The organism is Paenibacillus antibioticophila, assembly GCF_000455265.1.
GTDB classification, from domain to species: Bacteria; Bacillota; Bacilli; order Paenibacillales; family Paenibacillaceae; genus Fontibacillus; species Fontibacillus antibioticophila.
Genome location: NZ_HG005139.1, coordinates 997,365 through 1,009,301, shown reverse-complemented (window position 1 = coordinate 1,009,301; position 11,937 = coordinate 997,365). Strand labels below are relative to the sequence as shown.

General features: G+C 42.0%; 9 protein-coding genes. 2 read left to right on the top strand and 7 right to left on the bottom strand.

The genetic code is table 11. The features are described from left to right. Positions 1–183: 183 nt before the first annotated feature. The gene (locus TX85_RS04455; RefSeq protein ID WP_044477910.1) at positions 184–762 is read left to right on the top strand and encodes a TetR/AcrR family transcriptional regulator; all 579 of its coding nucleotides are present in this window, start codon (positions 184–186) and stop codon (positions 760–762) included. Between the two features lie 576 nt (positions 763–1,338). Here TX85_RS04455 and TX85_RS04450 read toward each other — a convergent pair. From TX85_RS04450 to TX85_RS04420, 7 genes are all read right to left on the bottom strand, one after another. Next, positions 1,339–2,751, bottom strand: coding sequence for a glycoside hydrolase family 1 protein (locus tag TX85_RS04450; RefSeq protein WP_044477909.1), 1,413 nt, complete (start codon positions 2,749–2,751; stop codon positions 1,339–1,341). A 38-nt stretch (positions 2,752–2,789) separates the two neighbouring features. After that, a complete protein-coding gene (bglX, locus tag TX85_RS04445; RefSeq protein WP_044477908.1) occupies positions 2,790–5,006 on the bottom strand; it encodes a beta-glucosidase BglX in 2,217 nt (738 codons plus the stop codon). A 31-nt stretch (positions 5,007–5,037) separates the two neighbouring features. Then, the gene (locus TX85_RS04440; RefSeq protein ID WP_044477907.1) at positions 5,038–6,303 is read right to left on the bottom strand and encodes a PTS sugar transporter subunit IIC; all 1,266 of its coding nucleotides are present in this window, start codon (positions 6,301–6,303) and stop codon (positions 5,038–5,040) included. Between the two features lie 32 nt (positions 6,304–6,335). Continuing rightward, entirely contained in the window at positions 6,336–6,644 is a 309-nt protein-coding gene (locus TX85_RS04435) for a PTS sugar transporter subunit IIB (RefSeq protein ID WP_044477906.1), read from the bottom strand. Between the two features lie 34 nt (positions 6,645–6,678). Further along, positions 6,679–6,987, bottom strand: coding sequence for a PTS lactose/cellobiose transporter subunit IIA (locus TX85_RS04430; RefSeq protein WP_044477905.1), 309 nt, complete (start codon positions 6,985–6,987; stop codon positions 6,679–6,681). Between the two features lie 107 nt (positions 6,988–7,094). Then, on the bottom strand, positions 7,095–9,044 hold the full coding sequence (locus TX85_RS04425; protein ID WP_044477904.1) for a BglG family transcription antiterminator: 1,950 nt from the start codon (positions 9,042–9,044) through the stop codon (positions 7,095–7,097). A 219-nt stretch (positions 9,045–9,263) separates the two neighbouring features. Further along, on the bottom strand, positions 9,264–10,256 hold the full coding sequence (locus TX85_RS04420; RefSeq protein WP_044477903.1) for a zinc-binding dehydrogenase: 993 nt from the start codon (positions 10,254–10,256) through the stop codon (positions 9,264–9,266). 136 nt (positions 10,257–10,392) lie between these two features. Here TX85_RS04420 and TX85_RS04415 point away from each other — a divergent pair, with 136 nt between their 5' ends. Then, positions 10,393–10,968 (top strand): TetR/AcrR family transcriptional regulator, encoded by a 576-nt coding sequence (locus TX85_RS04415; protein WP_044477902.1) that lies wholly within the window; start codon positions 10,393–10,395, stop codon positions 10,966–10,968. Positions 10,969–11,937: the final 969 nt, after the last annotated feature.

Genomic DNA, 11,937 nt, shown 5'->3' with positions numbered 1-11,937 from the left:
CGCCAAGTCAATAGGCTAATCTCAGAGTTGTATGTTTTGACAAAGACTTGAAAATGTCACTTAAAAATACTACTGTTATTGACATTAGCCTACGCCGTAAACTAATTGTTAACCACCATATAGACGTATAAGGTCAATTACATCGCTGAGACCATCAACACAAGGGAAAAGGAGATCTCCAACATGCCCGATGATCGCCAAACTGAAATTGAACGCTTGAGTATGACTCGTTTATCTAACGCTGAATCAAGCCGCCTTACCAGAACTTGTATTGAATCCGCCTTAATCGCACTCATGCAAGAAAAAGAGCTACAGGATATCTCGATTACAGAAATCGTCAATCACGCAGGAGTATCCCGTACCGCTTATTATCGGCATTACAAGTCCAAGGAAGAAATTTTACAAAGTGTCATGAAAGAGATCGTTAAAAAAGTAGTCAAGGCGATGAAACTTCAGACACCTGTCCACAATTCCTATGACTACTGGCTCCGCTTATTCACTGCAGTACACCAGCATGCTGAACGCGTACAACTCTTGCTAGGTGCGAACTTTGGAGAAGCTATTCTGAATGAAGTGACGAGAAGAATGTTAGCCCCAGTACCTGATTACGATGCTGTAAGCAGCTATGCAGCTTATTTTTGGGGCGGAGCTGTCTATGGTGTATTATTGGCATGGATGCGAAACGGCATGCTCCAGTCTCCTGAAGAGATGGCGAGTATTTGCTTCCAACTCGTAAAGGGACTATCTGAATTGCGGCAGTAAGTCAGTTTAACAACTGTAAAAAAGAAAATGTACTTCGCAGAATTCAATTGACCCAAGATTGGTCTTATGAAAACGGAGTGCATTCATATCATTGGTCTCATCGATTTTCGTTGATTCATACCAGTATCATTTTAAAAAAATATGTCCTGTCAACTCTTGGGAATATGAATTTGCCATATGTCGTTTTACATGCTCAAGAAACTGGGCAAAACGAAATTCTTAAAAAGCTGGAGAGCATCTTTGCTCTGCTTTAACAATACGGTGCTGATATGAAATGTTCATCAGTAGAATATTTATTGCAGTACCGGATTGAAGCTGCGCAACGTCTTTTACACCTTACTACTCGTTCTATCCGTACAGAAGGAAACTTCAATTTAATTCATTGCTTGATGTGTATCATTCTGGAGCTATTCACTACATCGATTTGATATATGCCGAATCGTAATGGGAACAAGTTATTGTCCTTGATTCGAGACACGAACTTGTTCCGATAAAACAAAAAAGCCGCTTTAATAGCGACTTTCTAGTGGCACATGTTTTGTCATACTCTAAACATGAGTTAAGTTAGAATGCCTTTTACAGTTCCAGTCCATTTGACTCAATCACATTTTTATACCAATAAAAGCTTTTTTTTCGGCTTCGTTCAAGAGTACCTTCACCTTCATTATTTTTGTCTACATAAATGAATCCATATCTTTTTTTCATCTCGCCAGTAGAGCAACTCACAAGATCGATACACCCCCACGGAAGGTAACCCATCAGATCTACTCCATCTTCTATTGCTTCTTTCATTGCTCGAATATGACTTCTCAGGTAATCGATTCGATAGTCATCCACAACCTCGCCATATGCATCCAGATGATCCGCAGCACCAAGACCGTTTTCAACAATAAAAAGTGGTTTTTGGTAACGATCGTATAGCTGATTTAGCAGAATCCTCATTCCTACCGGATCAATCTGCCAGCCCCAATCACTTGTCTCCAAATAAGGGTTAGATGACCCCCAGGAGAAATTGCCGGTTATCTGTTCTTCCGGCTCCTTGGCAATAACGGTGGACATGTAATAGCTGAATGATAAAAAATCAGCCGTATACTTTCGAATTAATTCTTCATCTCCAGGCAACATATCGATTTCAATATTGTTCTCTTTAAAGAAACGTTTAATATATGAAGGATAATAGCCTCTCATCATAACATCAGAAAAGAATAGCGTTTCTCTCTCTGAGGTCATATTTTGCCAGACGTCATCAGGATTGCAAGTTTTAGGATAGGAAAGATTGGAAGCCATCATCATGCCGATCTTCGCATCCGGTATAACTTCATGACATGCTTTTACAGCCAGACTACTTGCGACAAACTGATGATGTGCTGCCTGATAAACTTCATGTAAGTATTGAGGATTGTCATACTTGAGAAGCATGCCACCGCCTAAATACGGCATGACTCGGACAACATTTATTTCGTTGAATGTAATCCACAATTTTACTTTGTCTTTATAGCGTTGAAAGACTGTACGGGCATATCTTTCGAAAAAACCAACCAATTCCCGGTTTTTCCATCCGCCATATTTCTTCAGTAAGTGCAAAGGCATTTCATAATGGGACAAAGTAATGACTGGCTGAATCTGATGTTTAATCAGTTCGTCGAATAGTCGGTCATAAAATTCCAGCCCTTTCTCATTAGGCTCCAAATCGTCTCCATTGGGGAAAATCCTTGACCATGCAATGCTGGTTCGCAATGCTTTAAAGCCCATCTCGGCAAACAACGCAATATCTCCTTCGTACCGATGATAGAAGTCGATGGCTTCATGGCTCGGATAATAAGACTCGCCGTTCAAGTCCGTGCTGATATTCATTAAACGTTCATTTACATTGCCGCAAATTAGCGTATCTGCAGTACACAATCCTTTCCCGTCTTCCAAATAAGCCCCTTCGATTTGGTGAGCTGAAAGTGCGCCGCCCCATAAAAAATTTTCAGGAAAAAATTGAATGTTCAGTGGATTCGCCTCCTCAATTATTTCGTAGTCACTTATGGTAGCAAAGTGAATTCAGTTTCCAAAAGAGAATCGGAAGATGTGCCGATCATAGCTATGAATTTACCTGGTTCTGCCTTATACTCCATTTCTAGAGTATAGAAACGGAGCAGTTCTTCAGTAATATTGAACAACACGGTTAAGGTTTCTCCCGGCTCAATATTCACTTTTTGGAACCCCTTTAGTTCCTTAACAGGACGGACAACGCTTCCCGTAACATCCCGGATATACAGTTGAACAATTTCAGCTCCGGACATTTCCCCTGTATTCGTTACGTCTACAGATAGCTGGATCGTATCACCATAACTAAAAGATGGATGACTTAAGCGCAAGTCACTGTACTCAAAATTTGTATACGATAGTCCGTATCCAAACGGAAACAAGGGAGCATTGGGCGCATCCAAATATTTCGATACGAACCGTTCCGAACGCCCGGAAACGCTCAATGGCCTACCTGTTGAAAATTCATTATAATAGACCGGAATCTGCCCTACCGAATGTGGGAAGCTCATACTGAGTTTTCCGCTGAAGTTCCGCTTGCCATATAGTAGTTCGGCTAGCGCATCTCCCGTTTCTGTCCCTGGATACCAAGCTTGTACGATGGAGGCAACTTTATTAACCAATCCAGTAAGCACAAGCGGTCTACCAGTAAATAGTATCAACACAATTGGTTTACTCAAAAGAGATAACTTATCCAGCAGTAAAAGTTGATGTTCTGGCAATGACAATTCTGTCCTGCTGGCGCCTTCGCCGCTTTGGAACATGTGCTCGCCAAGCGCCAGCACAATTACATCCGATTGCTCGGCTGCTTGCATCGCATCACTCAGATAGACTTCTTTGTCTTCTGGGTTAGTATCTGTTTGAAGATACTTGGCCATACCGCCTAGAACACTGTAATCCTCCAAGATATCGCAGCCCTTGGCGTGGAAGAGACTGGTCTCTGCCGCTTGACGTTTCATCCCTTCCTTTAATGTGACTACAGCCTCATAATCCGCTTGAATCGCCCACATGCCGCAGATCATCTTCTCATCCGAGTAAGGGCCGATGAGCGCCACCTTCTTGTCCGGCTGGATCGGCAAAACCCCTGTATCATTCTTTAGCAGCACAACGGATTGAGCGGCAGCTTCTCTGGCCATCTTCCTGTTGTTTTCCGATAATAGCGTTGCTTGTTCTCTTTCAGCGCTAGCTCCCCGGTAAGGATCTTCGAACAGTCCAAGCTTATTCTTTAACCGCAAAACTCTTAAGGCTGCCTGATCAACCAAACTTTCACTGACCGTTCCCGAATTCACTAAATCCAACAGATTGTTGGCAAAAATACTCGTTTTCATATCCATATCAAGTCCGGCTTCAATTGCTAAACGAGCTGCGTCCAGCTCATCTTCCGCCACACCATGAAGTATTAACTCTTGCGTCGCCGCATAGTCTGAAAGGACAACGCCTTCAAACCCCCACTCCTCCCTAAGTAAGTCACGAAGGAGCCACTTGTTGCCCGTTGCGGGCACGCCATCAACCGTATTGAACGACGTCATAACCATCTCGCAGCCACTGTCTACAGCGGCTTTGTACGCCGGGAGATAGTCCTGACGCAATCTTCTTTCGGACATATCGACGGTGTTATACTCTCTGCCTCCCTCTGGTGCGCCATAAGCTGCAAAATGCTTGACGCAAGAGGCGATGCTTCTGTTGCTGGTATCCAAGTGTTCTCCTTGAAAACCCTTTACCATTGCAGCTGAAAAGACAGCATTTAAGAACGCGTCTTCTCCGGTAGATTCCATCACTCTTCCCCAGCGAGGGTCACGAACGAGATCAACCATCGGCGAGAACGTCCCTTGTACCCCGGAGGCCGAGGTTTCGTCGGCCACAATTTCCATGCATTTGCGAACAAGGTCCGGGTTCCATGTGCTTCCAAGCCCCAAAGGGATCGGAAACACAGTTTTGTACCCATGAATGATGTCCGCCAATATTAATAAAGGAATTCCCTTTTTGTTCTTTTTTAAATAATTGCTTTGAATTTTGACGACTTCTTCGGCACCAAACGCATTATAAACGGCGCCAGCCATGTCAATTACGTCCTGGGTAATCCCAATTTTCTGCTTCGGACCGATCGAACGCTCTTCCGAGTCAAAGAACTCCCCTGTCAAAAGCACTAACTGGGCAATCTTCTCCTTCAAAGTCATGCTGTCAAGGAGGTGTAACAGTTGTTCTTCCTTCATTTAAACACATCCTTACTCGCGATTTGTTCAATTAAGCTGTCTCTTCACGCAGCGCTTCACCGTCCATTTTTTTGAAGAAAGGATACCAACACAGCGTCCATATCACCACGAGAACCAATTGAAGCAGACCGAACAACCAGCTGCCTTGTACAATTCCCTGTAGGATGATCGGTACGCCTTGCGGTACGCCTACTCCCGACATTCTCGGCAGCAATCCTGATGCGATCGCAAGATAACTAAACAATGCTGAAAAAACGGGCAGGAACACAGCCGGAATAAACGTTCGCACATTCATGACCAGTGGAGTACCAAAAATAAGCGGCTCTGTTATTCCAAAAATACCAGGAATGATTGAAAGTCTCCCGAGCGTCTTGAAGCGCGAACTTTTGGCGAATAGAATCATACAGATGGCAAGACCGAGTGCTGTACCACCGATAGTTGAAATAGTATAGAACGCCATCCCGATTATATTAGGCAGTGGCTCTCCCGCATTAAAGGCAGTCAGGTTTTGCAAGTCTACAGCCATCCAGATCGGAGCCATTACCGACAGTATGACCATTGGACCGTGAATTCCAAAAAACCACAAGATTTGCCCAAGAAAAATCACGAGCAGCATCGTCCAAATATTAGATGAAATGCCCATCAGAGGAGTCTGAAGTATCGAGTAGATCGCTTGATGTATGCTTTCATATGATGTGTGTGAAAAAATGGTAGACAGCACGGCGAAAAACACACTGAGAATCAAACCCGGAATGATGCCTGCAAAGCTGGAGGATACGATCGGAGGCACCGAATCCGGCAATTTAATGGTCCAGCCCTTTTCCTTAATGAAGCTGTATACAAAACCTACAATCAGTCCCACAATGATGGCGGAAAACATGCCGCTGCCGCCCAGGAAGCCCATGGAAATTGAGTAATTTACAGTTCCAAACTCGGTTGGAGTAGCTGTATAGGGCGTAATGATGAGAAAACTGAACAGCGCAATGATGGCCGCCGGAATAGCATCTTGTTGCTTCTGCTTTGCAAAGCCGTAGGCTATGCCCGCTACAACATAAAGCGCCGTTACATTGATGGAGAACATAATCAACAAATCCAGAACATTCATTATACCGCTGCTAATGTAAAAGTCCTGCAGTGCTTGTATTTGCAATCCTTTTAAAATGGTGGCAAATGATCCGACGATCGTAGCCGGAAAAGCTGCCATCATCCCTGCCATCAACGATTTCAAAACAACCGAATTCGATATATTGCCGAATAATTCACTTATTTTGCCTGTGAATTCAGCATTAATTTTCATTTATCTCACCTCTTCTTTATAAGGGTACGATCCTACTTCTCTGCCAGTAAATTTCTTGCTTGTTTTAAAACGTTCTCTCCATTCATCATGCCGTAGTCTATTGTGTTGATCACGTCAACCTTAATGCCTTTCGGCTCATATAATCCTTTCAATCGACTAAGAGCATATCCAATTTGAGGACCTAACAGCAAAACATCTGTTTCTTCTGCATAATTGCTGAATGCGCTTTCGGAAACGGCGCGGATAGAGATTGTCTCCCCCTCTTTTTCCGCAGCTGCTTTGATCTTATTGACCATAATGCTTGTCGACATTCCTGCCGCACACACCAGTGTAATGTTCATGTTCATTCTCCTTATTATTAATTTAAAGTTTAAATTAATCTCGTGAAGCCTCAAACAGGTCCACAATCGTTTCAGCCAAATCAATTACAGTGATCGCGTTCATTAAATGATCTTGTGCATGAATCAGCAATACACTAACTTCATACTTATTCCCTGAAGCTTCTTGCTGGAGCAGTGAGGTCTGAATTTTATGTGCTGCCCGGGAGCTTACTCTTGCTTCTGCAAGCAAAGAGCGCGCTCTGTCTACTTCCTTGATCTTGGCAGCCTGGATTGCTTCCAGAGCTTTACTTCGAGCTTCGCCCGCATTGGCAATCAGCATCATTTCCTTTTCAACATCCTGCATGTGTAAACACCATCCTGCTGCTTATTTTTCTTACAATGTAAATATTAGCGTTATCCGGCCGTAACCTGAATGCAGCTTTCTTTCCCTTTTAGATCGAAAATATTGCGTCAATGAAACAGCGCATCTTGTACCAAAGGTTGTAGCAAAAGAAGCATGGAGTCGTAATCCTTCACGTCCAGTATTTTTTGGACCAGTACCGTATCGCTTACAACCTTTACAAGCAGGTTGTACATGGGAGACAAATCGCCCGTCTTTCCCCCTGCCGCAATGCTAAGCAAACATACAAACTGCACCATTTTCCCTTCCCACAGTACTGGTTTTCGCAAAGTGCAAATCGCCCAAACAGTCTCGTTCGTCTCTGGAATTAACGGGTGAGGAATTGCAGTCAAATTGCCATATGCTGTTGATGACAAATGTTCCCGCTGCATGACTGAATTTACAAATGTCTCTCCAACTAATCCGTTTTTATGCATTTGGGAGCAGAGATAACGAATTACCTCCTCCCGAGTTTCGAAATCTTCATGTAAGAATAAAAGATCGGGCCGAAGGTATGGCAACTTCGAACTCACCAGGCCGTAAACGGCCTGTTCAATCTTTCTCATTTCAACATCACCTAAAAGTGTATCTACTAATATCACCGGAACATTGCATTCCACTTGAATTGGGATTGTCGTAATAATGAAATCAAGATCTCGAAGGCTAGTTTCTTTCAATTGAAATAAGCCTATTGTTTCGACTATTTCCAAGCGAGAGCCGAAGTAAGCACGCAATTTATGATAAAGAAGCTGAGAACTCCCCAAACCAGAGCTGCAAATAACAATACACCGCTTGGGGGAAGCGCTATTTCTGCTCCTCTCGATCGCTGCACCTATATGGAGCGCAATATAACCGATTTCATTATCACTCACATGTATGCCCAGACGCTCGTTTAACACGGTGCTGGCCAGCACTCCTGCATGGAAAGCTAATGGGAGCCTCGTTTTAATAGAATCCAGCATAGGGTTTCTTAGACTCATACCATAACGTAACCGGCTAATAGCAGGTTTCAAATGCGCGTATAAACTGCGAACGAGTTCATGATCGCCACTAATGACGATTCCTAATTTCTCCTCTATCGTCTTGATCACTTCAATTGTTGTTTGATAAGCCTCAATATCGTTATTAGCCTCTTCTAGCGAACTATTTATTGAAGAAACTTTACTGCCTTCCAAGTGTATGGCGAGATAAATCCTTTCTTCAAGTGGGAACTCCATGTTCATGTGATCTGAAAGATCATTGATAATTTGTTCTGCTGTTTTATATACGGATTTATTTTGAATGCTTAACATCTCTTGCGATAAATAAGTAATCGGATGGTTTAAAGCACAACGCTGGCATGAAATCGCAATGTGAATCACAAGGTTTCCGAGCCCAACGTCAGACAATTCCAACTGACTTTTCGAAGTATGCTTGAGAACGATATTTCTAATGAACTTCAATTCCTTATCCGGAATAGGCACAGTGTTCATGTTCAAATAAATTGAATGACTTGTATCATGGGAGAAGAGAAACTCCGAAATCGCAAATCTAAACCTCATTTCATCGCCAACAAGCTTTATTCCATAATATGGCTTAACATCAATTTCCAATCGATAAATCTCCAGCAGCTTTCTTGCTTCCTTTAGGTCGTTTTGCAGCGTGGATTTGCTTAAATACATAAGTTCAACCAAGTCATCCAGTTTTACGTATTCACCAACGGTCAAAAGAAAGCGAATTAGCTCTTTTACCCTTTGATCCGGTTTAGAATATCCATTCTCTTCGTCTGGATTCATCACATCTTGCTTTAACCATAATTGAAAAGCCGTTTCCTCATGGATATTCAAAAGATAACCCTTTGAATAGATTGCTGAAATCGAAGCGCCATTATCTCTTAGAGCCTGGTTCAGCATGACTATATCGTTTTTGATCGTTCTGTCCGTCACACCTGTTATAGCAGCCAACTGTTTTCCTGTTAACGGCTTCCTTGATTCGAGCAATGTCCTTAGAATCTGGCTGTGCCTTGATTTTTGATTTTTCATTGGAATTTTCCTCCTATGAACTCTAAAATTATGTTCATATAAACTGAACAATCGGAATAATAACAATACCTCAGATTTTTAAAGACTATACTAAAGAACCCACACTATGCGTGGGTTCTTTAAGGACACCTTATTTGCGGAATAGAAGAGCCGATACATTTTTTAGAGTACATTCCCAGAATCGAACAATTCCACTGTTATACCATGTTCTTTTTCCTCTTACTCCTCATTGACTCTGGCTGCAACTTTGCCGGTAACCTTACCTTCTTTTAATTTTTTTAGATAGGCAGGAATTTCCTCCATATTAATCGTTGTGATTTGTGGAGGGATAATCTTTCCTTCTGCAATCAATTTACCAAACTGATCTCCGATTCTCGCAAGATTGGATTGTGCATTAAAGTCTCCATGTGTGTGAGCAGCACCAAGAGCTATCTCGTGTAAAGACATCCCTTTGTCATAAAAACGGATTCGGCTAAAATCAGGGAATCCGGCCGTTACAACCATTTCGCCGCCGAAGGCAAGAACCTCAAGGTCTTTTGTCGCACTATCGGGATTTATCGTATTTAAAACGTAATCAACACCCCGACCATTAGTTAGATTCGAAATTTCTTCATATACACTTCCTTTAGTAAAATCAATCGCCTCATCCGCCCCTAGAGCGCGTACATAGTCGATATCCTTTCCTAAGCAAGTAGTAATCACTTTCAATCTACATATTTTTGCTAATTGAATCGCATATCCTCCTACACCGCCTGCGCCGCCATGAATCAATATCGTTCCACCGGATTGCGGTTTAAGTTTCTGCATGATCGCTTGATAAGCCGTGTATCCTGCTGCCGGAACAACCGCTGCCAGTTCGAAAGGTACTTCATCCGGCAGTTTACTTGCCGTGTGAGCTGTAGTCACAGAATATTCCGCAAATCCTCCATCAAGATTATTAATGCTGCGAAGGTAGTATACGCGGTCTCCAATTTCAAAATTGTTCACGTTCCTGCCAACTGCATCTACAATTCCCGCAACTTCCAATCCTAAAACACGTTTCTTCTCAGATTCCAGACCTGCGTGCTCAGCCACTTGGTAATCCGAAGGGTTCAAACCTGCTGCAATGACCTTTACTCTGATCTCATTATCTTTGGGTTCTGGCAGCTCCCTATTTGTAACAACAGTAAGGCTGTCCAGTTCCCCTGGTCTTTCAAGAATTAGTGCTTTCATACTATGTCTCCTCTCAAATCCAATTGACAAGATTCGATATATAACATACATTCAAACTGACATTACAATTGTAACATCATATCAAACAGGGTCAATGCATGACAGAACGGACTTTACAAAAAAAGGGGGGAGTGTAATGTCTTCAAAAGAAGTTGCAAAGTTGCAACGTATTAAAGGCCTCAGGGTGTCAAATGAGGAATCTAATCGAATCACTAGATTAAGTATTCAGGCTGCTTTGGTAATGCTAATGAACGATCAGAATTTTGAGGATATAACGATTACAGCTATCGTTAAACGGGCCGGGGTATCCCGCACAGCTTACTATCGGAACTACAGCTCCAAAGAAGATATTCTACAGAGTACGATAAAGGAAATTGTAGATAAAATCATTGCTGCAATGAATCTGCATCATCCAATCAGAAACTCATATGATTATTGGCTTGCTTTATTTCAAACTTTAGAAGAACATGTGGAATGCTTACAAATTATCCTGAAAATTAACCTCGCAGATACTATTCATAGCGAATTGCAAGCCATACAGTTAAATAGATCAAAAGAAGTAACCTTACTTACTAACTACGCTGCTACCTTTTGGAGCGGCGCTATCTACAGTGTAGCTGCTAATTGGATTAGAAGCGGTGCCCGGCAATCCGCTGCAGAAATGGCAACGCTCTGCTATGGAATAATAGAAGCGGTAAATGGTGATTATTGATAAATGTAATCTTGTTATAGATTATGTATTTTCTATAAAAATAATAATAATTCAGTATATATACGCAAGCACCCCATATCTACTCCCGAGTTTCTGTATAAATCACGTACCTGGTTTTTTGAACCGAAAGAATGCTGCTTTATTCTGTATGTTAAGATCCTATCTACTTAAATGTAATTGAACTCAACAAGATATAATGTTTCCTGAAAAAGAGACATTTTGGTTTTCAACGAAGATAATTTACTTATAACGCAGAGTAAAGGTATCTTCTACGAATTCGACAATTAATTAATGGAAGAGGATGTTTAATAAGGTTTAGCAATGACGAGAAATATTGGGACAAGTTATTAAGCAACATTTCGGCCAGGTATCTCCTCTCCCCGTTCGGTCATTGTTTCCTCCAAACCTTTGATTTGGAGGCCGCCATTTAGAATCAGCAGCGGTTTTTCAAGAGGCTTTTCCGAGTAGAAATCAGCTTGGCACCCGCTTTAAGGGCACTTTTCAAGCGATAGAATTAGCGAGCCGCGGCTACATATTGATCGCACTTGAAATCCTGGCACAGCGTTCTTAAGTGGGTTCGCTAAAGACGACTACACGGCATTCTCCAATTCTTTCAAAAACTTGCCAAACAGCTTTTGCGCCCATAATAGGGCTGCTATTCCAATTATACGAGACTTGCAAGAGGATATTTAATTTTGCGCTCGCCCATCTCCACAATATCGAACGCTACGAACCGGATTTGCCGCTGACGAATGAGATGGATGATAGCACTTTAAGATCATTTCTTTTGATCCATTTTGGTAAGTTTTGTCGTTCTTAGAAAGTAATTATAAGAATTTTTGTATGTGAATCTATTCTTGGTATAATCCTCTTTATAGATAAAACCTGAAGGAGAGGAAGCTTTAATGAATAGCAACGATTTGATAATCATGAATTTTGAAGAGGTTCGACGCAGGAGTATAAAAGTAT

What these genes read in the sequence shown, in the direction of transcription:
- TX85_RS04430 (WP_044477905.1), bottom strand. Translation starts at nt 6,987, where the DNA reads ATGCAGGATGTTGAAAAGGAAATGATGCTGATTGCCAATGCGGGCGAA.
- TX85_RS04435 (WP_044477906.1), bottom strand. Translation starts at nt 6,644, where the DNA reads ATGAACATTACACTGGTGTGTGCGGCAGGAATGTCGACAAGCATTATG.
- TX85_RS04420 (WP_044477903.1), bottom strand. Translation starts at nt 10,256, where the DNA reads ATGAAAGCACTAATTCTTGAAAGACCAGGGGAACTGGACAGCCTTACT.
- TX85_RS04455 (WP_044477910.1), top strand. Translation starts at nt 184, where the DNA reads ATGCCCGATGATCGCCAAACTGAAATTGAACGCTTGAGTATGACTCGT.
- TX85_RS04425 (WP_044477904.1), bottom strand. Translation starts at nt 9,044, where the DNA reads ATGAAAAATCAAAAATCAAGGCACAGCCAGATTCTAAGGACATTGCTC.
- TX85_RS04440 (WP_044477907.1), bottom strand. Translation starts at nt 6,303, where the DNA reads ATGAAAATTAATGCTGAATTCACAGGCAAAATAAGTGAATTATTCGGC.
- bglX (WP_044477908.1), bottom strand. Translation starts at nt 5,006, where the DNA reads ATGAAGGAAGAACAACTGTTACACCTCCTTGACAGCATGACTTTGAAG.
- TX85_RS04415 (WP_044477902.1), top strand. Translation starts at nt 10,393, where the DNA reads ATGTCTTCAAAAGAAGTTGCAAAGTTGCAACGTATTAAAGGCCTCAGG.